19 protein-coding genes and 1 tRNA gene are annotated in these 22,352 nt (G+C 65.7%); 7 read left to right on the forward strand and 13 right to left on the reverse strand.

Annotated features, from left to right (window positions below; translation table 11 throughout):
* Positions 1-49 precede the first annotated feature (49 nt).
* The 3 genes from PEP31012_RS02065 to PEP31012_RS02075 form a co-directional block, all read right to left on the reverse strand.
* Complete coding sequence (locus tag PEP31012_RS02065) at positions 50-823, reverse strand: hypothetical protein (protein ID WP_150587679.1); 774 nt, start codon at positions 821-823, stop codon at positions 50-52.
* A gap of 248 nt (positions 824-1,071) precedes the next feature.
* Entirely contained in the window at positions 1,072-3,246 is a 2,175-nt protein-coding gene (gene katG, locus PEP31012_RS02070) for a catalase/peroxidase HPI (RefSeq protein WP_150587680.1), read from the reverse strand.
* Positions 3,247-3,409: 163 nt separating this feature from the next.
* Positions 3,410-3,494: transfer RNA gene (locus tag PEP31012_RS02075), tRNA-Leu, on the reverse strand.
* Between the two features lie 91 nt (positions 3,495-3,585).
* Between PEP31012_RS02075 and PEP31012_RS02080 the strand changes: the two genes are divergently transcribed.
* The 4 genes from PEP31012_RS02080 (at position 3,586) to PEP31012_RS02095 (ending at position 7,451) form a co-directional block, all read left to right on the forward strand.
* The gene (locus tag PEP31012_RS02080) at positions 3,586-3,789 is read left to right on the forward strand and encodes a hypothetical protein (RefSeq protein ID WP_150587681.1); all 204 of its coding nucleotides are present in this window, start codon (positions 3,586-3,588) and stop codon (positions 3,787-3,789) included.
* Positions 3,790-3,877: 88 nt separating this feature from the next.
* Positions 3,878-5,194, forward strand: a complete 1,317-nt coding sequence (egtB, locus tag PEP31012_RS02085) for an ergothioneine biosynthesis protein EgtB (protein ID WP_246171103.1) — start codon at positions 3,878-3,880, stop codon at positions 5,192-5,194.
* On the forward strand, positions 5,194-6,177 hold the full coding sequence (egtD, locus tag PEP31012_RS02090; protein WP_150587682.1) for an L-histidine N(alpha)-methyltransferase: 984 nt from the start codon (positions 5,194-5,196) through the stop codon (positions 6,175-6,177). Before egtB ends, egtD begins: the two co-directional genes overlap by 1 nt.
* Before the next feature lie 446 nt (positions 6,178-6,623).
* On the forward strand, positions 6,624-7,451 hold the full coding sequence (locus PEP31012_RS02095; protein WP_150587683.1) for a DUF4088 family protein: 828 nt from the start codon (positions 6,624-6,626) through the stop codon (positions 7,449-7,451).
* Positions 7,452-7,488: 37 nt separating this feature from the next.
* On the opposite strand, the gene PEP31012_RS02100 is transcribed toward PEP31012_RS02095, so the two are convergent.
* Complete coding sequence (locus tag PEP31012_RS02100; RefSeq protein WP_150587684.1) at positions 7,489-8,382, reverse strand: DMT family transporter; 894 nt, start codon at positions 8,380-8,382, stop codon at positions 7,489-7,491.
* 101 nt (positions 8,383-8,483) lie between these two features.
* Positions 8,484-9,494: a hypothetical protein gene (locus PEP31012_RS02105; RefSeq protein WP_150587685.1), complete on the reverse strand. Its 1,011-nt coding sequence runs from the start codon at positions 9,492-9,494 to the stop codon at positions 8,484-8,486.
* A gap of 833 nt (positions 9,495-10,327) precedes the next feature.
* Between PEP31012_RS02105 and PEP31012_RS02110 the strand changes: the two genes are divergently transcribed.
* Complete coding sequence (locus PEP31012_RS02110) at positions 10,328-10,804, forward strand: nitrate reductase associated protein (protein WP_174978071.1); 477 nt, start codon at positions 10,328-10,330, stop codon at positions 10,802-10,804.
* 15 nt (positions 10,805-10,819) lie between these two features.
* Here the strand turns inward: PEP31012_RS02110 and garD are convergent, their stop codons facing one another.
* Positions 10,820-12,427 carry a galactarate dehydratase gene (gene garD / locus PEP31012_RS02115; RefSeq protein WP_150588047.1) on the reverse strand — a complete coding sequence of 536 codons (1,608 nt, stop codon included), beginning with the start codon at positions 12,425-12,427 and terminating at the stop codon, positions 10,820-10,822.
* Between the two features lie 389 nt (positions 12,428-12,816).
* On the opposite strand from garD, the gene kdgD reads away from it, so the two are divergent.
* Positions 12,817-13,728, forward strand: coding sequence for a 5-dehydro-4-deoxyglucarate dehydratase (gene kdgD, locus PEP31012_RS02120; RefSeq protein WP_150587687.1), 912 nt, complete (start codon positions 12,817-12,819; stop codon positions 13,726-13,728).
* 11 nt (positions 13,729-13,739) lie between these two features.
* On the forward strand, positions 13,740-15,314 hold the full coding sequence (locus PEP31012_RS02125; RefSeq protein WP_150587688.1) for an aldehyde dehydrogenase (NADP(+)): 1,575 nt from the start codon (positions 13,740-13,742) through the stop codon (positions 15,312-15,314).
* Between the two features lie 150 nt (positions 15,315-15,464).
* On the opposite strand, the gene PEP31012_RS02130 is transcribed toward PEP31012_RS02125, so the two are convergent.
* The 7 genes from PEP31012_RS02130 to PEP31012_RS02160 form a co-directional block, all read right to left on the reverse strand.
* Complete coding sequence (locus tag PEP31012_RS02130) at positions 15,465-16,622, reverse strand: anti-sigma factor family protein (RefSeq protein WP_150587689.1); 1,158 nt, start codon at positions 16,620-16,622, stop codon at positions 15,465-15,467.
* A complete protein-coding gene (locus PEP31012_RS02135; protein WP_150587690.1) occupies positions 16,622-17,185 on the reverse strand; it encodes an RNA polymerase sigma factor in 564 nt (187 codons plus the stop codon). Before PEP31012_RS02135 ends, PEP31012_RS02130 begins: the two co-directional genes overlap by 1 nt.
* A 176-nt stretch (positions 17,186-17,361) precedes the next feature.
* A complete protein-coding gene (locus PEP31012_RS02140; RefSeq protein WP_174978072.1) occupies positions 17,362-17,754 on the reverse strand; it encodes a COG4315 family predicted lipoprotein in 393 nt (130 codons plus the stop codon).
* 302 nt (positions 17,755-18,056) lie between these two features.
* Entirely contained in the window at positions 18,057-18,956 is a 900-nt protein-coding gene (locus tag PEP31012_RS02145; protein WP_343039874.1) for an ABC transporter permease, read from the reverse strand.
* A 53-nt stretch (positions 18,957-19,009) separates the two neighbouring features.
* Complete coding sequence (locus tag PEP31012_RS02150) at positions 19,010-19,894, reverse strand: ABC transporter permease (RefSeq protein ID WP_150587692.1); 885 nt, start codon at positions 19,892-19,894, stop codon at positions 19,010-19,012.
* Positions 19,891-20,973, reverse strand: coding sequence for an ABC transporter ATP-binding protein (locus PEP31012_RS02155; protein WP_150587693.1), 1,083 nt, complete (start codon positions 20,971-20,973; stop codon positions 19,891-19,893). Before PEP31012_RS02155 ends, PEP31012_RS02150 begins: the two co-directional genes overlap by 4 nt.
* Before the next feature lie 21 nt (positions 20,974-20,994).
* Complete coding sequence (locus PEP31012_RS02160; protein WP_150587694.1) at positions 20,995-22,170, reverse strand: ABC transporter substrate-binding protein; 1,176 nt, start codon at positions 22,168-22,170, stop codon at positions 20,995-20,997.
* Between the last annotated feature and the right edge of the window lie 182 nt (positions 22,171-22,352).

Raw genomic sequence — 22,352 nt, forward strand, 5'->3', positions numbered from 1 at the left:
GCAGCGCTGTCACTGGCACACGGCAGCGCTCAACAGGCTGCCCTGAAGGTCACTTCGCGCCGGCGTCCAACGGTTGACCCGATGCGTCGGCGCGGCGCCACCGACCTGATGCCGGGCAGACACCGACCCTTTCGCCGTTGCGCTGCACTTGCGCCTCATTCACCGTCATCGCGGTCGACGGGGCGACGTCGAAGGCGACGTTGAGCGCTCTTGCGACATGCGCCACCTCGATGGGAATCTCCCAAGTCAGGAAGACCTGCGTGCCATTGTCGTCGGCGGGGAAATCGTTCGCGTCGAAGGCATGGCTTCCGCGTTGAATCACCCCATGCGGCTGACAGGTATCGAATATCAGCACCGTCCCCCGCTTCAGCGGGATTCGAAGGCCCAACGCCGGGAAATGGACGTCCTGCCCCTTGTCTTCGCTCAGGAACAAATTACAGAAGGCCGCGCCGCCGTATTGTTCTCCGTCGTGGTGATACCTCGCGCCACGGCACGCCATGAGCGCCACGTCCGTCGAGGCGAGCGCCTCGGGCAACCCTAGTGAGTTCGTCCAATCGGACACGGCCTGCACGCAGTGCGAGTAGTCCGGCCAGCGCGCTCGCGCGCGTGCCAGCGGCATCACCTCGACATCCCCCGCGTCCAGCGTCATGCGCAACGATATCTCCCGCGACCAATCCGCGAGCAGCCGCGCCGGCAGTTCGGGAACGTCGACCGTGCCTGACAGCACAACGTCGCTCACGCGCCGGCTGCGGATGACGTCGCCACGCCAGAAATATGAGGTGAGGTGGTCTTGGATGTGAGGTTGTGGAAAGTCTGAGCGCATGGATAGCAGTGTAATGCGGCGGCCTGGATCGCTCGCCCAACGTGGCAATGACGCGCCCTTTCCGCCATACCCTCTCCCCGCCCTTCCCACTCTTCCCGCCCCCATTTCCGTCGGTCCGCAATTGACGATCAAGGGGAAGCGCCCCTGCCGGATTTCCGCCGACGAGCGCATTCGAGGGAACGACGTTGGTGACGACCGGGCGATCCCCCGCAGCCGCGTCCGGGCTACGGGGAATGCCGCGCGAGATATTACGCCAGGTCGAACCGGTCGGCGTTCATGACCTTCGTCCAGGCGGCAACGAAGTCCTGCACGAACTTCTCCTTGTTATCGTCCTGCGCGTAGACCTCCGCGTAGGCACGCAGCACCGAGTTCGAGCCGAAGACCAGATCGACGCGCGTGGCCGTCCATTTCACCGCACCGGACTTTCGATCGCGGATTTCGTACAGGTTGTTACCCGCCGGTTTCCACATGTTCGCCATGTCGGTCAGGTTGACGAAGAAGTCATTCGTCAACGCGCCAACACGGTTCGTGAGCACACCGTGCTGAGTGCCCCCGTGGTTGGTGCCCAATACGCGCATGCCCCCCAACAAAGCGGTCATTTCGCACGCCGTCAGCCGCATCAACTGGGCGCGATCGAGCAGCAGTTCCTCAGGGCTCACCACGTACTCCTGCTTCAGCCAATTGCGGAAACCATCCGCCACGGGCTCCAGCACGTCGAACGTCGCCACATCGGTTTGCGCTTGCGTGGCATCGCCACGCCCCGGGGCAAAAGGAACGGTCACATCAAAGCCTGCCGCCTTGGCGGCCTGCTCCACACCGACGTTACCTGCCAACACGATCACATCGGCCACGCTGGCCCCCGTCTCGGCGGCGATCTTCTCGAGCACGGCCAACACGCCGGCAAGACGCGCCGGCTCGTTGCCCTCCCAATCCTTCTGCGGAGCCAGACGGATGCGCGCACCGTTGGCGCCCCCGCGCTTGTCGGAACCACGGAAGGTGCGGGCGCTGTCCCATGCCGTCATCACCAGATCACCGATGCCGAGGCCGCTGGCGACGATCCTGGCCTTCACGGCGGCCACGTCGTAGTCCTTGCGGCCTGCGGGGACCGGGTCTTGCCAGATCAAGTCTTCCTTCGGCACATCCGGACCGATGTAGCGGGACTTCGGCCCCATGTCGCGATGGGTCAGTTTGAACCACGCGCGCGCGAAAACTTCCGAGAGATATGCCGGATCCTGATGGAATCGTTCGGCTATCTTGCGATATTCCGGATCCATCTTCATCGCCATGTCGGCGTCGGTCATGATCGGCTTGTGGCGAATCGACGGGTCTTCGACATCCACCGGCATCGCCGCTTCGTCGATGTCGACCGGCTGCCACTGCCAAGCGCCGGCGGGCGACTTCTGCAATGCCCACTCATGGCCAAGGAGCATCTCGAAATAGCCGCCGTCCCACTTCGTCGGGTGCGTAGTCCAGGCGCCTTCGATGCCACTGGTGACCGTGTCGCGACCCACGCCTCGACTGACCTGGTTGATCCAGCCCAGGCCCTGCGCGTCGACATCCGCGCCTTCCGGCGCCGGGCCAAGATTGGCCGCGTTTCCATTGCCGTGCGTCTTGCCGACGGTGTGTCCACCCGCGGTCAGGGCGACCGTTTCCTCGTCGTTCATCGCCATGCGCGCGAAGGTCTCGCGCACGTCGCGGGCCGTCTTCAGCGGATCGGGCTTGCCATCCACGCCCTCCGGGTTCACGTAGATCAGCCCCATCATGACGGCCGCCAGCGGGTTCTCCAACTCACGCTCGCCGGAGTAGCGGCTGTTGGGGTTGTCGGTGGGTGCGAGCCACGCCTTCTCGGATCCCCAGTAGATATCCTTTTCCGGGTGCCAGATGTCTTCACGGCCAAACCCGAAGCCAAAGGTCTTCAACCCCATCGACTCGTAGGCGATCGTGCCGGCGAGGATGATCAGGTCGGCCCAGCTCAGCTTGTTGCCGTATTTTTTCTTGATCGGCCACAGCAGACGGCGGGCCTTGTCGAGATTGGCGTTATCAGGCCAGGAATTGAGCGGGGCAAATCGCTGATTGCCCGTGCCGCCACCGCCGCGTCCGTCGGCAATGCGGTAGGTGCCTGCCGAGTGCCAGGCCATGCGAATCATCAGGCCGCCATAGTGCCCCCAGTCCGCAGGCCACCAGTCCTGGCTGTCGGTCATCAGGGCCGTGAGATCCTTCTTGAGTGCGTCGACGTCGAGCGTTTTGACGGCTTCCTGGTAGTTGAAGGACATCCCCATCGGGTTGGTCTTGGTGTCGTGCTGGTGCAGGATGTCGAGGTTCAGCGCCTTGGGCCACCAATCCATGTGAGACATCTCCACGGACGTGACACCACCGTGCATGACCGGACACTTGCCGGAAGAACTCGCGCTATTGCTATCCATTTCTCGCTCCTTACGTTGCATGAAACCAGACAATCGGATTTGCATCCGGGCACAGAGACTTAAAAAGTACCAGATTTGGCGACGATAGGTGCGGGAAGGCGTCGGGGGGCCACCGGAAGACAAAAAGCCCTGACGCGTCAGGGCTTCTGATGTGGGGAACGACTGGTACCGGGGACCGGACTTGAACCGGCAAGCCCGAAGGCGGCGGATTTTAAGTCCGCTATGTTTACCAATTTCATCACCCCGGCAGGGGCACGCATTCTAACATCCCCAACGAGATACGTCAGTTGGGTATCATAGGACCACGCACGCGCTGCGCGCGCCATCGGAGATCGCCCCATGCTGGAGAATCTCGACCGCATTGCCCTGTCGCTCGACGCCATCGAAGCCGCCGCCCGCGACCTCGCCATGCAATCCCCCCAGAACGCGCAAGCCCTCTACACCGCGCTCATGGAAATTCGCAACGCCATCGCGCTCGTCGCCCAGGAAGTCGTCCGCCTCGAACACGAACTCCACGGCCCCACCGGCAACGGGCAATCGTGACTTCGCCGCCGCGAAGCCCCACGACGCACGAGGGGCACGCAACGGGTCTACAATAGGCAGCACGTTTCACAACACGGCGCGTCCCCCCATGGCCCTCCCCTGTTGTACGTCGCAAGCCGAGGCGCCCTCCGCCACCTCCACCAGTCTGCTCCGCCCGCACACCGAACGCGATGGCACGACGGGTCTCGTCACGCCCTTGCCGAAACCGCTGCACGCGCGTTACGACACCGTACGCGCCGCCTCGGTCGCCTTCGCCCAAGGCCTCTCCGACGCCGACGCCACCGTGCAGTCGATGCCCGACGCCAGCCCCATCAAGTGGCATCTCGCACACACCACGTGGTTCTTCGAAACCTTCCTGCTGAACGAGTGCGACGCCCTGGCCGACAGCCACTACCGCCCCTACGATCCGCGCTTCGCCTACCTCTTCAATTCCTATTACGAAGCCGCCGGTCCGCGTCACCCTCGCCCGCAACGCGGCTTGCTCACGCGCCCCACACTCGATGACGTGCTGCGCTATCGCCGCCATGTCGACGCCGCCATGCACGAACGCCTGCTCCATGGCGACCTGTCGCCTGACGTGCTCGCCCTGATCACCCTCGGTCTGCATCACGAGGAACAGCACCAGGAGCTGATGCACACCGACTTGTTGCATCTGTTCGCGCAAAATCCGTTGCGCCCCGCGCATCGCGAACCGGCCTGCGCGGGCGACATCGCCGGGCCGCTGCAATGGATTGCTCACAGCGGCGGGCAGCATCGCGTCGGGCACGAGAGCGAATCGAGCGGACCCTTTGCGTTCGACTGCGAAACCCCCGCGCATGACGTCTTGCTCCGCCCCTTCGCGATCGCGTCGCGCGTGGTGACGAACGGCGAGTGGTGCGCGTTCATCGACGACGGCGGCTATCGCACGGCGGGACTCTGGCTGTCCGATGGCTGGGCGACGGTGCAACGCGACGGATGGGGACATCCGCTTTACTGGGAGTTTCACGACGGCGAATGGCAATCGATGACACTCGCCGGCATGCAACCGATCGACGACGACGCCCCCGTGCGGCACGTGAGCTATTTCGAAGCGGACGCCTTCGCGCGATGGGCCGGCAAGCGTCTGCCGACAGAATACGAATGGGAGGTCGCGGCAAGGGCCGCTGCGTCGTCTCAGCCCGCGATGACCCAACGCTTTGGCCCGGTATGGCAATGGACCGCCAGCCCATACGTTGCCTATCCGGGATTCCGGACGGCGGCGGGGGCCGTCGGCGAATACAACGGCAAGTTCATGTGCGGACAATTCGTGCTGCGCGGCGGATCGCTCGCCACGCCGCCGGGGCACGCGCGCGCCACCTATCGCAACTTCTTTTACCCGCATCAGCGCTGGCAATTCTGCGGCCTGAGGCTCGCGGAGGATCGTTGATGTCGCAAGCCCCCCAAGCCACACCGTTCGTCTGTCCGTCACTGCCGGATAACGCCTTCGCAACCGACGTGCTCGCCGGTCTCGGCCACACACCCAAGTCGCTGCCCAGCATCTGGCTCTACGACCGGCGCGGCAGCGAGCTGTTCGAAGCCATCACCGGCCTGGATGAGTATTACCAGACCCGCACCGAAACGGCCCTGCTCGGCGAATGCGCCGCCGCCATCGCGGATGTCATCGGCCCCGATGCCGTGGTCGTCGAATTTGGCAGCGGCTCGAGCCGCAAGACGCCGCTGCTGCTCGACGCGCTCGTCACACCGCGCGCCTATGTGCCTGTCGATATTGCCGACGACTTTCTCGACGACGCCGTCGCCACGTTGGCCCGCCGCTGCCCGGGCATTCCCATGCTGCCGGTGCGCGCCGACTTCACCCGGCCGTTCCGTCTGCCACCGCAGTTGCAGGCCACGCAAGGGCCGCGCCTGGGCTTCTTTCCCGGCTCGACGATCGGCAACTTCGCGCCCGGCCAGGCCGCCGCGTTTCTCGCTCACGTCGGCAAGATGCTCGGCCCGCGCCGCCGCATGGTCGTCGGCGTGGACGCCTGCAAGGACCCCGCCGTACTGCTGCCCGCCTACGACGATGCACGCGGCGTGACCGCCCAGTTCGATCTGAACGTGCTCGCACGCATCAACCGCGAACTCGACGGCGACCTGCCGCTCGACGCCTTCCGCCACGAAGCCCGTTTCAACGCGGGCGCCAGCCGCATCGAAATGCATCTCGTCGCGCAGCGCCCTTTCCGGGCGAGTGTGCTCGGCCACGGCTTCGACTTCGCAACAGGCGAATCCATCCACACGGAGAACTCGTACAAGTACGGCCAAACCGAGTTTCGTGCCCTGGCAAGCTCCGCGGGGTGGGATGTCGAGCGTGTCTGGCTCGATGCGCGTGCGCGCTTCGCCGTCTATCTGCTGCGCCCGGCCACGGGAAGTTGACACCGCGCAGGCCACCGCGCACGACACCATGTAAATAGTCCGCCTCGCCAACCTAAAGTTTTGGCGTCGCCATGCCGTTGATGCATGCAGACTCCTGCTGCCCACCCTCCGAAATGTGAATTTCATGGGGGGATGATGGAGACGCGGGGGTTCGCCAACCTTGGTTACGCTAGAATCGCCGCCATAAACGCCATGGGATGCGGCACGCCGAGAGGCAGGCACGCGTTTCCTCAAGGGCCACCTTCACAGCGCGCGGCCACGACCGCAGCGCACCGTTGACACGTATCGCTGCACATGACTTCACGCGCATTGGAGAGGCACGTGGCACGAGCTTCGGCGACAGCGCCTGGGGCTCGCGGCACGGGCACGGACACACGACTGGCTCGCGCTCAAGCGCACCCGCATCGGCTTTGCGTCGTCGTCGCGGCGCCTGGGAGCGCGCCGCGATGAGCCGCATTTCGCTAACCCTCTCCGACATCGCGCTGGCGGATCTGAAAAAAGACTTCGACGCGTTCGTGCGCATCTCCGCCGCCGTCGACCGCCACTTCACACCGCCGCCCTTCGACGACTTCCTGCGCGCCCGCCTGCTCGACAGCACCGTACCGCTCACCGAAGCCGCCGTCGCCCAATTGCTCGCCGGCGGTCATTACGCGTGGGCCAAGCGCACGTTCGACAAGCAGTTCCCGGACGTCGTCTCGATCATCCTGAACCAGGCGCGTCAACACGGGTTCTATTTCGTCTCCCGCCCCGAATGGACGCGCGAGGATATGTCGCGCCAGGCGAGCCGCTGGGCCGAAGGGATCGTGCGCGAAGCGAAGGGCGAGGAACGCATCGTGGAATCGCTCGCGGGACAAATTGTCAGCTCGGCGCAAGACCTGCGCGCCTTGGAAGCGTCGTTGCAGACGCCGGCGTGGCGCGCCGCCTCCGTGCTGCGCGAGCGCGTATTCGACGCCAAGCGCAGCGTGGAGACCGCTCGTTCGTTACAGGCGCGCGAGCGGCTCGGCGAGCTGCGCGCGCTGCTCGATCTCGCGGTGATCTACGGGTCGGTCGGTGCTCAGGAAGCCGAACAGATTCTGGACTACCTGCGGGTGCTACGCCCGGAGTTGTTCAACGACGACCCGGGCATCTTCGAGCGACTTGCCGCCTGGCTGCGGCGCTTGCTCACGCCGGCCCTGCCACGCCCGGCCGTGGCGACGCAAGCCCCGCCGTCCGGCATGGGGACGGACGCGTCACGCCAGAACCCCGACTCCCTGCAACCGCCCCTCACGCGCTGACGACCGGGCCGCGCCCAAGCGCCTGCCCCGTCCTCGCTCATCGGTTGAAAATCAACGCGACGCCCGCGCTCGCGATCAGCGCGCCCCACCAGGCGCCCGCCGCCGGACGCTGCCGGGTACGAATCCACATGAGCGGCAACACCACGACAGGCGTGGTCGCCGAGAGCGTGGCAATGACACCGGTGTTGCCGTGCCCCATGCCATAGAGCAGCAGCGTCATGCCGAGCGCCACGCCGACGAAGCCCGACAGTGCCGTCAGCGCCAACGTGCCCGGCGTGAACCCCGAGAAGACGGCGCGCCCGCGCCTCGCCGCGAGCATCGTCAGCCCGATCGCAGACACGCCCACGCGCACCGCCGACGCGCTCACCGGATCGACGCCAGCTGCCATGACCGGCTTGGCGATGAGCGTTCCGACGGAGTGGCACAGCGCCGCCGTCAAACCGATGGCGACGCCCACGCGCATATCGCCGCGCACGGACTCCCAGTGATGGGCGTCCTCGCGCCGGCCACCGAACGCGACCGCAAGCGCCACCCCCGCCGTGACCAGCGCCACCCCGATGACCGCTCGCCAGCCGAGCGCCTCGCCGAGCCAGACATAGCCGAGCACGGCCGTCATCGGGGCGTTCGTCGCGAAGAGGATGGCGTTGCGCCGAGGCCCGAGACGGCCGAGCGACGTGTAGAGAATTGTGTCGCCCACGAGAATGCCGATCAGTCCCGACGCCGTGAGCCGCAGCCACTGTTCCGAGGTGAGCGACGGCCAGCCGCGCAGCACCGCCACCGCGATGAGCAACATCGCGAAGACCAGCAGCATGCGGGCGTAATTGAAGGGGAAGGAACCCGCACGGCGCACGGGCGTAATGGCGATCATGCCGCTGAAGGCCCAGCAAAGGGCCGCACCGAGCGCGGCGAGGTAGGCGAGTTGGGTTGTCATGGTCAGGGGACAGACGGCGCACAGGCGCCACCGCCCCCGCCGATCGGACGCCATTATACGAGTCACATGCCCCATTGGGGGGCATGGGCCGTGCGCTGACCTCAGATATCCTCGTCCAGACGATGCAGGGCGTCGAACATGACCCGATAGGCCGCCGCAACGCCATAGGCCCCGCGCAGCATGCGCAAGCGCGACGCCACATCGGGCTCACCAGCCTCCTCCACCCATTGCGAGAGCAACGACGTTGCGCCGCAGACGCTTGCATCGTGCCGCGCGTGCGCACCGACCGCCCGAAACCCCTCGGCGGCCGACGGATAGCGCTGTGCCAGCGCGTCGAACTGCGCCTCGATCTCGCTGGCCGCGCGCACGGTGGCCGGGGCCTGACTGAGTGCGCAGCAACCCACATAGGCGGGCATGTCGCCCGCCGCGCCAATGATGAAGTCGATGAGCGCGTGCGTCGCGTCGAACGCACCGCTGTCGAGGAAGGTGCGCGCCGCCGGGCCGCAGCGCAGCAGCCCAGCGGCGAGCATCGTCGCCTGCCCGCGCTGCTCGCGGTATTGGCGCAACAGCAACGGTCGCAGCGCCGCATCGGTGCAGCGCTCGACCGCGATGCGATTGTGCACATCCGCGCCCGCCGCGCGATGGTAGTGCTGCGCAAGAAACGCCAGCACCTGGATGTCGCTCGATTCGCCCGCAAGAAAGCGGGCCCAGAACGGCGCAGCGAAAATGCCCCGCACCCAGTCGTCGCAAATCCGCCCGAACGCCGGCACCATCTCGCCCTGCGTGGCGGGCAGCACCTGCACCAGCGCTTCGTCGACCAGCGTGGCGAGCCAGGTGCCCGGCGACGGCGCCTCGGCAAGCAACACGCCATGGCGCATCCTGTCGAGCCACATCGCGGTCTCGGCGGGCGCGCCGTGCAACGTGCAGGACACCTCGTACGACGACACGGCGACGGCCTTCGCCTCGGTCGTCCATCGCGCGTGTGGCGAGGTGATGACCCAGACGGGCGCGTTGCACGCGTCGGTGGCCTGCGGCGCGCGCGGTGCGGCAGTCGACGGAGCGGCGTCAGAAGCAACGGAAGCAGCGACGGGCGACGCGATCGGCGCACTCATCGGACGATGGCCCCAAGCAGCGCCACCCGCGCGGGATCGATGCGCCTGACGACCTCCGCGCGAAGTGCCTCCCCGTCATCGCCCGGCGACAGGCCCGGCACGTGCTGCATTGCGCCCGCATGACGGCGGCACGCGGCGCGCCCTTTGCCCCGCGACGTGTCCGTGGCGCCACGCGTCAATCGGCGTGAGGCCGTCTCGGGCGCGCGAGCGGCGCCGTCGGGCGGGGACATGGCGCGGCCTTGCGCCCCGACGGGCGACTCAAGGACGACAGGAAGAAAAGGAAACGGTGACGGCGGCGCATTGGACGGCATGTCGGCTCCTTTCGAAATTCGGGGGCGCGGACACCCGCGCCTCGTGCAAGACGGTCGCGCAGGCCGCGCATGCCATGCCGGGCATGAACGCAAACGCCTGCGGGCCAAACATCTACCTTAGGAATCCCTTCGGGATACGAAAAAGAATCGCGACTCTAGAACTGCGCAATCAACGTAGTCACTTCGCACCGCGGCCTCTTCGCCAACGCGACGCGAATGACCGGCCGCGGCCCGAGGGATGACGACGATTCGACGTCGGCCGCCATCGTGAACGGCAAATGCGGACAACGCCGCTCAAACACGCAAATTCAAGACTTTTCCCAAGAACTGGGGGCGTTGATACCGGGATGCGATGTCATGGCCGCACGTCTTCCTCGTAGCGTCGTCGGCCGGTGGGGTGTGGCTACCGGTCAGACCGAACGCTCGGCGCCGCGACGCGAGCGACTCAGCGCCACGCACAAGCGTTCGTTCACTTGAAGTACCATGACCGTTTCCGATGCTGCGCCACGGGGAGTGACTCTCATGCATCTTTATCAGCGTCTGCCGATCTTCGTTTTCGAGATCGAAGCCTGCGAAAACCTGAAGTTCATCACGATGGCGATTCGCTTCAATCTGGATCGCAATGGCCAGCACCTATCGCTGGCCGACTGGCAACGGCTGCCCCAGGCGACGCGCGAAGCGCTGGCGTCATGCCGGCCGGGCGACGACGATTTTGCCGCGCGTCTCGATGACGCCGCCCGCGACCATCTCGGGCAAGCGGTGGCGCGAAGTGTCGACCCAGCCCCCACCGCCTGGCAGGACACGAATGCGCTGCCGCCGGGACTGCTCAGGCAATGCGAACTGGCCGACCTGCTGCCGCCCGACGTGGGCGACTGGGCCACGCTCACGCCGTTCCGGCGCTACGTGCTCGCGAAGCTCTCGCGACGCGACACGCTTAATCATTGCTTTGTCCCGGCCATGCTCGAGTTCGGGCTGGCGCGCGCGCCAGCCGACCTCTGAGTTGCTGCCGCCGAATCAGGTCACCGGCGCCGGGTTGAACAGGACCAGCGCGTTGTGCAGACCCCAGCGCTCTGCCCAGGTCTTCTCGCCGCTCGCTACGGCGAGCATCAGGTGAAAGAGCTGCCAGCCCACGTCTTCGATGCTCGCCTCGCCCGTGGCGATGCGCCCGGCGTCGACATCCATCAGGTCATGCCAGCGACGCGCCAGATCGGAGCGCGTCGCCACCTTGACGACCGGCACCTCGGCCAGCCCGTAAGGCGTGCCGCGACCGGTTGTGAAGACGTGCATATTGATCCCGGCCGCGAGTTGCAAGGTGCCGCAGATGAAATCGCTCGCCGGGGTGGCGGCGTAAATCAGCCCGCGCTGGCGCGTGCGGTCGAGCTTGGCGCCCGGTGCAATCACGCCGTGAATCGGGCCCGTGCCTGACTTCACGATCGATCCCATCGCCTTTTCCACGATGTTCGACAACCCGCCGCGCTTGTTGCCCGGTGTGGTGTTGGCGCTGCGATCGACGCGGCCGCGCTCGAGATAGGCGTCGTACCAGGCCATCTCGCGAATCATCGCGTCGGCCACTTCGGGCGTCGCCGCGCGCGAGGTGAGCTGATCGATCCCGTCGCGCACCTCGGTGACCTCGGAGAACATGACCGTCGCACCTGCGCGCACGAGCAGATCCGTGGCGAAGCCCACCGCCGGGTTCGCCGTGACGCCAGAGAACGCATCGCTGCCGCCGCACTGCACGCCCACCACCAGCTCCGAGGCCGGCACCGTCTCACGCTGGCGCGCGTTGAGCCGTTCCAGATGCGTGCGCGCCGTTGCCAGGATCGAATCGATCATCGACAGGAAGCCGACGTGCGCGTCGTCCTGCAGACAGACGGTATCGGGCTTGCCGTCCGCGTTGGCACTGCCGATGGGAATGCTGCCCGCCGGCAAGAGACGCTCGGGCTGAAGCTTCTCGCAACCCAGGCTCACGACCATCACTTCGCCGCCGAAATTCGGATTCGTGGAGATGTTGCGCAGCGTGCGAATCGGCACGTCGGCATCCGGCGCATCGATGGCCACGCCGCAGCCGTAGGTGTGCTCCAGCCCGACCACGTCGTCGACGTTCGGATACTGCGGCAGCAACGTCTCCTTGATCCGTTTGACGGCGAATTCGACCACGCCGGCCACGCACTGCACCGTGGTCGTGATCGCCAGAATGTTGCGGGTGCCGACCGACCCGTCGGCGTTGCGATAGCCCTGAAAGGTGAAGCCCTCGAGCGGCGGCAACGTCGCGGGGACGCGTGTGCCGATCGGCAGGCGATCCAGCGACGGCGCCTCCGGCATGTTGAGGTTGCGCTCGTTCACCCAACTCCCGGCAGGCAACGCACGCGCCGCGTAGCCGATCACCACGCCGTAGCGAATCACCGGTGCGCCTTCGACCAGATCGGTCAGCGCGACCTTGTGGCCCTGCGGCACGGCGTCGACGAGCGTGAGCCCGTCGGCAAACCGGCTGCCGGCGGGCAACCCGCCGTCGTTCACGACGATGGCGACGTTGTCGTCAGCCTGCATCCGGATATAGCGCGGCACATCCCTCGCCCCCGCCCCGGATGCTCCCGCGGCGGCAGTGCGGCCCGCGTCCGTCATTGATGCCATGTTGCTCACTCCTTCCTGTTTCCTGATGAGAGGCGACGCCCGCACGGATTGACACCTGCGATTCGCCATCGACGCTAAAGACTATCGCGCAAAACGGCGGTGAATATCGACGTTGGCGCGGCACTCCGTTACTTATGCGTCATCATACATCTAGATTTGCACCATGCGTAGCCCTCATGGCTGCCGTGAGAATCGGGAAAAACCCGGGAAGAGCCCTTTTCAATCTGTGTCCGGGTTTATCCCACTGACATTCTTTTCGACAGCCTCTTGCCCGACCTCACGACATGTTATACGATGACATATAACTAAGCGCCGAGCGCTGGTTTGCGTCCCTTCTTCCCTTATCGAATCCGGCTCTGTGGCCGACAGGAACTCTTGACATGACCGCTCCTCAAGAACTCAAGCAGATCGTCTCCGACGGCTTGTTGTCTTTCCCCGTCACCGACTTCGACGCCAACGGCGACTTCAATGCGCGCGGCTATGCGGCCCGCCTGGAGTGGCTGGCACCGTTTGGCGCGACGGCGCTGTTCGCGGCGGGCGGCACGGGTGAATTCTTCTCGCTCACCCCGCGCGATTACAGCGCGGTGATCAAGACGGCCGTCGACACCTGCGCAGGCAAGGTGCCGATTCTGGCCGGTGCCGGCGGCCCGACGCGTCTGGCCATCGAATACGCTCAGGAAGCCGAGCGCCTTGGCGCCAAGGGCGTGCTGCTCATGCCGCACTACCTGACGGAAGCGAGCCTGGACGGGATTGCCGCGCACGTCGAGCAGGTCTGCCGCTCGGTCAACATCGGCGTGATCGTCTACAACCGCGCCAATTCGAAGCTCGGCGCCGACCAGCTCGAGCGTCTGGCCGAGACGTGCCCGAACCTGATCGGCTTCAAGGACGGCGTGGGCGATATCGAGCGCATGGTGCAAATCCGCCGCCGCATGGGCGAGCGCTTCTCCTATCTGGGTGGCCTGCCGACGGCTGAAGTCTATGCCGCCGCCTACCGCGCGCTGGGCGTGCCGGTGTACTCGTCGGCGGTCTTCAACTTCATTCCGAAGACGGCGATGGCGTTCTATCACGCCGTGTGCCAGAACGACGAGGCCACGATCGGCCGCCTGCTCGACACGTTCTTCCTGCCGTACCTGGAAATCCGCAACCGCCGCGCCGGCTACGCCGTGAGTATCGTCAAGGCGGGCGCGAGGCTCGTCGGCCACGATGCCGGTCCGGTGCGCGCGCCGCTGACCGACCTGCTGCCGAACGAGCTTGAAATGCTCGACGCGCTGATCAAGAAGGTCGAAGGCTAAGGAGCCCACGCATGCAAATTACCGGTGAGATGTTGATCGGCCAGGCCGACGTGAGGGGTAGCGCGGGAACGCTCGAGGCATTCGATCCGTCGCGCGGCGAGCGGCTCACGCCCGCGTTCGGCGCGGGCACCGTGCAGGACGTCGAACGCGCTTGCGCGCTGGCCGGCGCCGCGTTCGATCCGTTCCGCGCGTTGCCGCTCGCCAAACGCGCCGAGTTCCTGGAAGCCGTCGCCCAGGCCATTCTCGATCTGGGCGACGCCCTCGTCGAGCGCGCCCATGCCGAGACCGGACTGCCCATCGCCCGCCTGCAAGGCGAGCGCGGGCGCACCGTCGGCCAACTGCGCCTGTTCGCCCGTGTGGTGCGCTACGGACACTTTCTCGACGCCACCGTCGATCCCGCGCAGCCGGCGCGCGAACCGTTGCCGCGCAGCGACTTGCGTCTGGCCAAGATCGGTCTCGGCCCCGTGGCCGTGTTCGGGGCGAGCAACTTCCCGCTGGCGTTCTCGGTGGCGGGCGGCGACACCGCATCGGCCTTTGCCGCGGGTTGCCCGGTGGTCGTGAAGGCACACTCGGCGCACCTGGGCACGTCGGAACTCGTGGCGCGCGCCATTCGGTCGGCAGTGCAGGCACTTGGCCTGCCGGAAGGGGTGTTCTCGCTGCTCGTCGGCGAACGCGCCGTGGGCGAAGCGCTGGTCGCACATCCCGCGATTGCCGCGGTGGGCTTCACCGGTTCGCGCACCGGCGGTCTCGCGCTGCAACGCATTGCGCAGTCACGTGCCGTGCCGATTCCGGTCTATGCCGAGATGAGCAGTATCAATCCGGTGTATTTGCTGCCCGAGGCGCTCAGCGCGCGCGGCGACGCCATCGCCAAGGGCTTCGTCGATTCGCTGACGATGGGCGTCGGTCAGTTCTGCACGAACCCGGGGATGGTGCTGGGCATCGCGGGGAACGCACTCGATCGCTTCTGCCGCACGGCCACCGAAGCCCTCGGCGCGAAAGCCGCGGGCACGATGCTGACGCCCGGCATTCATCAGGCCTACGACAAAGGCGTGACGCGACTGGTCGACGAGCCAAACGTGACACTGCTCGCGCGGGGTCAGGCCGGGGGCGCATGTCAGGGCCAGGCCGCGCTCTTCCGCACGACGGCCGCCGAATTCCTCGCCACACCGGCACTGCATGAGGAAGTCTTCGGCCCGGCATCGGTCGTAATTGCCTGCGATACCGTCGACGAAATGATCGCGATCACCGAGCGTCTGGAAGGACAACTGACGGCAACGTTGCAGCTCGATGCCGGCGATATCGAGTCGGCACGCCGCCTGCTACCGAGTCTGGAGCGTCGCGCCGGGCGCATTCTCGCCAATGGATTCCCGACCGGTGTCGAGGTGTGTCACGCGATGGTTCACGGCGGTCCGTTCCCGGCCACGTCGAACGCGATGTTCACGTCGGTGGGCGCCACGGCCATCGACCGGTTCCTGCGCCCGGTCTGCTATCAGGACTTGCCCGACACGCTGTTGCCGCAAGCCCTTCAGGAAAGCAATCCGCTGGGCTTGTGGCGACTTCGCGACGGCGCCATGTCGCAGGCATGACACGCAGACCCGGCGCATAGCAAACGCGAGCGCAGCAACGACAAACGCCCTCGGTTTGCACTGCCCCTCAAGCGTTGGACATCACGCCAACCCTTGGGGGCATTTCAGTTCTGGGGCGTTAGCTTTTTGGGCGCGACGCACGGGACATCACTATGACGCCGCGTGCGCACGCGTGAGCGAGGGCAGTGTCACCAGACCGTACAACGGTGTGGTTTGTCCGTGCGCCAACCCCTTGGCCACCGCCTTCAGGTCGACCGACCCCGGCGCCCCGATGAGCGCGTAGCCGATCTGTCCCTTGCGCCACGTCACCACGCCCATCCGATCGATCTGCTGCGCCGCCACGTCCTGGTCCGGACGCGGATCTCGCACCACGCACAGCGCGACGGGATCGCCCGTCTCCGGCAAGTACACCATCTGCACCAACGTACGATCCTGCCAGCGCAGACGTTGCACACCCTTGAAGGTGAGTCCCTGCGCGCGCAAGTCGGGCACGCTGATATCGAGCTTGTCGTCCTGACGAATATCGCTCACGGTGCGCGCGATGTCGCCCTCGTCCACCCGCACCGACGCAATGGTGTCGCGCACATAGAGCTGCTGGTATTCGGCTGCGGCGCGCACCCACGTCGTGCCTTGCGGCGACTTCGGCGGGGCCGTCACCGACGCCGTCATCAGTCCGCCGCCGCCAGCGCCCGATCGGTTCAGTGCACCCGGCAACCAGGGCAAGGTGATCGCGGTGACGGTCACGCCCGCGGCAAACGCGGCAACGAGCCAACCGGCGCGCACGCGGCGTCCGGCAGGCGCATCGTTCGCCGCGGACGGGCGACGCGACTCATCGACACGCACGGACGCGGCCGGCGAGACGGAACTCACCTGACTCTCCAACTTCATCTGACTCACCGGATTCACCGGATTCACCGGATTCACCGGACTCATCGGGCGCTCCAGACTCTCTGGGCTCTCCGAACGCTCCGGATTCTCCGAATTCATCGGTCGCTCCGGACTCCCCAGATGCACTGTGCGCGTCGGATCCACCGGTTTCGCGGCATGGGCATCGTCCTGCGTCGCTGGCGTATGCCGCTGCGCATGCGCGCGCAGCAGTGCCTCGAGGTTCGCGCTCAGGCTGGCCGGCACGGGTGGGATGACTTGTGCGGCGAACGTCTCCCGATACGGCAGGCGCGACGCGCGCAACGATTCGACCGCGTCGGCCAATTCGGGCGACGCATGAATGGCCGCTTCGACCTGCGCCCGCTCGGCAGCGGGGAGTGTCTCGTCGACGTACGCGAGCAGGCGGATATCGTCTTCGTTCATCACGCATCCTCCTCACGTGCGCCGGAGACAGGGCCGACACTGTCGGCACGGCGGGGTTGCCCCTTGGGTTGACGGAACTGGTCGCCGACCGTTCGGCGTGCGCGCGACAAGCGGCTCATGACCGTACCGATCGGCACGTCGAGCACGAGCGCCGCCTCCTGGTAGCTCAGCCCTTCGACGGCGACGAGCAGCACCACGAGCCGCTGCGCTTCGGGCAGCCGGTCGACGGCGCCGAACACCTGGTGATAACTGGCCAGGTCTTCAGGCGTCGACGCCTGAAGGTCGGGAATCGCTTCGACGTCGGCATCGTCCCAGGCCAGACTGCCGCGCGAGCGGACACGACGCGCACGGATCTCGTTGATCCACGTGGTATGCACGATGCGGTACATCCAGCTCAACGCCGAGGTGCCGGGCTGCCACTGATGTACGCGCTCGAGCCCGTGCAGGCAAGCGCGTTGCACGAGATCCTCGGCATCGTGGCGATCGCCCGTGACGCGCAGAGCGAATGCCCACAGGCGCGGGAGCAAGCCAGGGAGCAAGCTGGGCAAATCCTGACCGGTCATCGGCGAATGTCCTGGCGGAGGGTGTCTGGCATCAAGCCAGTCCGAAGCATCGCCGACGAAAACCGCCGGCGCTTGCCGCGAAATTATACTGAGCCGGCGCCACTTTGCACTGCGCCGCGTGGCCGGCCAGACCGCCAACACCCCTCGCTCCCTGTCGGATCGGCTTGCGCGCCCGCTCAGGGCTTGACGACGTGCCAAATATCCTTGAAGCCGTTGCCCTTCTGGTCGCCCTGGGCGGTGTCCTTCGCAAAGCGGTACATCGGCTTGCCCTTGTAGGCCCATTGCATGGTGCCGTCGTCACGCGTGATGACGGTGTAATCGCCTTCCGCCTTCGCGCCCGGCGCCGCCATCACCGGCGGCCAGGCGTCGGCGCACGGGCCGTTGCAGGTGCTCTTGCCGCTGCCGGCCACATCTTTGTCAAACGAATAGACGGTGCGGTTCTGGCTGTCGACCATCATGCCGCCCATCGCCTTGAGCGGGGTTTCGGCATGGGCGGCGGCCGCGGCGAACAGACCGGCAGCGGCCACGAGCGCGGCAAGCACGGAAGACATCGATTGACGTTGGTTCATGACATTGGCTCCTGAGTGAAATGTGTCGGGGACGACACTCTCAGAACACCCGGTCGCGATACTTTATTCCGTCGGATGCCGGCAATTTTATTGGTGCGTCGCAACACGGCGAAGGAAGGAGGCGACAAGTCCGACAGGAAGCGGCGACGGAACCGCGAGGAAAGCCGACGGCAAGACGTGGGAGAGGCGGGAAATGCGGGAAGCGCGGAAAATGGCCGTGGAAGACGCGGGTGCGGCAAGGGCAGCCGCAAGTGCCGCGCATCCCCCTGGAACGACCGAGGCGATGGCGGCACCCGCACGGCTTACTCTCCCTTCGGCGCTTCCTTGACGCGGCTCACGAGCTGCGTCGGGCTCACGAATTGCAGCGCGATGAGCACCCACAACAGCGTGATCGCCATATAGATCATGGCCATGGCGTCGATGGACTGCGGCGCCCGCACGCCGGTCGAGAACACTGCGTAGTACAGCGCGACGACGAGCGTCTGCGTGTCGGGACCGGCCGTGAAGAACGTCAGCTCGAACATGCCGATGGTGCGCACGAGCACCAGCAACCCCGCCGCGAGAATCCCCGGCACCAGCAGCGGCAGCAACACGTGACGGAAATACTTCAACGTGTTGGCCCCGAAGATACGCGCGGCCGCTTCGAGATTCGGATCGATCTGCTCAATGAAAGGCGTCATCACGAGAATCACGAACGGCAGCGACGGCACGAGGTTCGCGAGAATCACCCCCGTGAGCGTGCCGCCCAGCCCGACCTTGTAGAGCACCGTCGCCATCGGAATGCCGTACGTGACCGGCGGCACCATCAACGGCAACAGAAACACCAGCATCGCGAGCTTCTTGCCGGGGAACTGCGCACGGGCCAGCGCATACGCGGCCGGCACGCCCAGCGCAATCGACAGCAGCACGACCGCGCCCACAACCTCCATGGTGACCCACAGCACGTCGCCGAGCTGGAAGTCGCGCCACGCCTGCGCATACCAATGCAGCGTGAAGCCTTCCGGCAGCGGCGTGCCGAACCAGCGGGTCGCCAGCGAGTTCATCGTGACGGTAGCGATCATCAGCCCCACGTTCACGAGGAAGAAGATCATCGCGCCCCACACCAGCACGCGCCAAAGCCGCGAGCCGGGTCCTTCGCGGCGCATCTTGCGTCGCGTCGTGGGAGCAGCCGCCGGCGAACTCACGGGCGAAGGCGTCGTCATGAAATCTCCGTTCTGCGCGGCCAGGGTTCCGGCCAAAGGCTTGTTGGTGGCGTTCATCCCTTGCCTCCCGTGGTCGGACCGCTATAAAACGCGCGGCGGGCGCCCAGCATGCCTGCCACGATCAGCAACTGCACAAAGCCCATCACGATCGCCACGCACGACGCCAGCGAGTAGTCATAGCTCTCGAACGCCGCTTCATACGCCGCAATCGACACCACGCGCGTGGCGCCGGCCGGCACACCGAGCAGCACTGCGGACGGAAACACCGAGAAGGCTTGCACGAACGACAGGCACGCCGCCATCGTCAATCCCGGCACCAGCAGCGGCAGATAGATCAGCCGGAACTGTTGCCACGGCCCGGCGCCGAGCGTGCCGGCCGCACGCGCGAGCGTCGGATCGATGCCCGTCACGTACGACAGGATCAGCAGGAACGCAAACGGGAAACCGGAAATCACCAGCGAGATCAGCACGCCCCAATAATTGTGCGTCAGACGCACTTCGTCGCTGTACAGATGCAGCGCGTGCAACGCCTGCGGGAACCAGCCGTTCGGCCCATAGTACGTCAGCATGCCGTCGGCGATCAGCACCGTGCCTAGCGTGACGGGCACCACCAGCAGCATCGTCACGAACTTCGACGCGCGGGTGCTTTTGCGCAGCGCGAAGGCGGCCGGAATCGACGCGCCCACGTTGATCAAGGTGGCCGGCACGGCGAGCTTGAGCGTGATGAGCACGGTCGGCCACAGTGTCGGATCGGTGAAGAACTTCAGGTAGTTCGCGAAGACACCGCCCTCCATCGGCTGAAACGACAGGAACAGGCCGTAGGCGAACGGATACACGAACATCGCGAGCAGGCACACGAGCGCCGGGGCGACCAGCCACCCGCGCCCGTCGAAGCGCGCGGCCGGCGCAAGCGATGGGGAAGACGCGGCGGCACTCATGCGCGTTCTCCGGCGTAGACGAGCGTGCGCTCGGCCGGCACGCAAAGCGGCACGCGCTCGCCGACGGCATAGTCGCCAGGCAGGCGCGCGTACAGCGGGCCGAAGGGCGACGCCACGCGCAGCAACGAATCGCGACCACCGTATTCGACGGTCTCCACGACCGTATCGAAGGCGTTGTCGTTAGCGGCCTGCGCACGCTCGAAGTCATCGGGACGAATCGCCACGCTGACCTTGCCCTCGCTGCCCGGCGACTCCATGAGCACACCGTCGAACGACGCGCCGCCACTCGACACGCGCGCGTGATCGCCCTGTGCTGAGGTGATCGACACGTCGAACACGTTGCGATAGCCCATGAAGCGCGCCACATGCAGATTGCGCGGGCGGCAATAGACGTCGCGCGGGGCACCGATCTGCTGCACGACGCCCTCCTTCATCACCACGATGCGGTCGGCCATCGAGAGCGCTTCGTCCTGATCGTGCGTCACGTAGATCGTGGCGCGGTCGAGTTCGCCGTGAATGCGACGAATCTCGGCACGCATCTCGATGCGCAGCTTCGCATCGAGGTTCGAGAGCGGTTCGTCCATCAGCACAACGGGCGGTTCGATCACGATGGCGCGAGCGATGGCCACGCGCTGCTGCTGCCCGCCCGAGAGCTGGCCCGGCAGCTTGCGCTCGTGCCCGACAAGCTGCACGAGTTGCAATGCCGCACGGGCTCGCGTCTCGATCTCCGCACGCGGCATGCCGCGCATGCGCAGGCCGAAGCCCACGTTATCGAGCACGCTCATGTGCGGAAACAGCGCGTAGTTCTGAAAGACCATGCCGAAGCCGCGCTTCTCGCTGGGCAGCACGTCGATGCGCTCGTCGTCGAGCCAGATGGCGCCGCCGGTCAGCGGCGTGAGTCCGGCAATACAGTTGAGCGCGGTCGATTTACCGCACCCCGAAGGCCCCAGCAGCGCGATGAATTCGCCTCGCTCGATGGTCAGGTCCAGGCCGTTCAGGGCGGCCACGGACTGCCCTTCCGCGTTGGTGAAAGCGCGCGCGACGTTATCGAGGCGCAGGTGTTGAAAGTTGTGCTTCATGGACGACTCCGATCACTCCGGTCACTTCGATTTCAGCGAGCCGATCTCGGCATCCCACTTCTGGAATGCGGCGACCATCGCGGTCGCGTCGAGCGGCACGGCATGCGGGAATTCGGCGATGAGCTTCGCGTATTCCGGACGGCCGTATTTCGCGATCACTTCCTGGCTCTTCGCCGGCGCAGCGGACAGCGGGACATCCTTCACGGCGGGGCCCGGGTAGAAGTAGCCGTCGTCGTAGGTCATGGCCTGTTGTGCAGGTTCAAGCATGAAGTTGATCAGCTTGAGAATGACGTCCATCTTGTCTTTGGCAACGCCCTTGGGCACGACGATGTAATGCGCATCATTGACCCATGTGAACTTGTCGAACGCCTGCACCTTGAAGCTCGCCGGCACGATGCCCAAGGCTCGCGGATTAATGTCCCAACCCGTCATGGTCACGGTCATGTCGCGGCTACCCTCACCCAGTTCCTTCATCACCGCCGACGTGCCGCCCGGGTAATAGGGAATGCACGAATCGAGCTCCTTCAGGAAAGCCCACGTCTTGTCCCAGCCCTTGATCGGATCGTGCGGATCCTTGTCGCCCAGCAGATACGGCAACCCCATGAGGAATGCGCGGCCCGGCCCCGAGTTGGCCGGACGTGCATAAATCAGCTTTCCCGGGTTGGCCTTGCACCACGAAAGCAGTTCGGCGGCCGTCTTCGGCGGATGGCTTACCTTGGCCGGGTTGTATTCAATGAGCGGTCCGCCCGGGCTATACGTCACGGTAAGACCGTAGCCCTTTGAGAGCTCCTGCATCGCACGCACGTTAGGCGAGTACTTGTCGAGTACGCCCGGCAGCTTTGCGCTGTAGTCGGGCAACAGACGCTGCCATAGGTTTTGCTGAATGCCGGCGGCAAGCGCATCGGTACCCGTGAGCACGATGTCGATGTCGGAACGACCCGCGGCTTGCATGGCCTTGATCTTGCCCGGCAGTTGCGGTGCGGGCGCGTTGGTGAACGTGATCCTGGACACGAGATCCGGGTACTTGTCGCGGAAGGCCTCGAAGCCCTTCTGCGTAAGTGCGAGATTGCCGGCGACGTCGACAACGTTCAGCGCGACCGGCGCCGCGCTTGCCGTACTCGCGATGCTTCCCAATACGGCCGCACATGCCACTGCGCCAAGCGTGCGTTGCCAAAATCCTCTGCGACTGAAGGCCATGCTGTCTCCTAGTTGTGTTGAATTTCTCGTAAGTCATCATATGACTGGAGGGGTGAATTTGCAATCAGGAGACACGCTGAAACACCCCAGAGGTTTCCCTAAGTGATGCCTATTCACTTGTTTATTGGCGCATTTTTTCGCGATTCCAATAGAATCTCCGGTCATTCGTCAGGGATTTCACC

It is taken from the genome of Pandoraea eparura (genome assembly GCF_902459725.1).
Taxonomy (GTDB): Bacteria; Pseudomonadota; Gammaproteobacteria; order Burkholderiales; family Burkholderiaceae; genus Pandoraea; species Pandoraea eparura.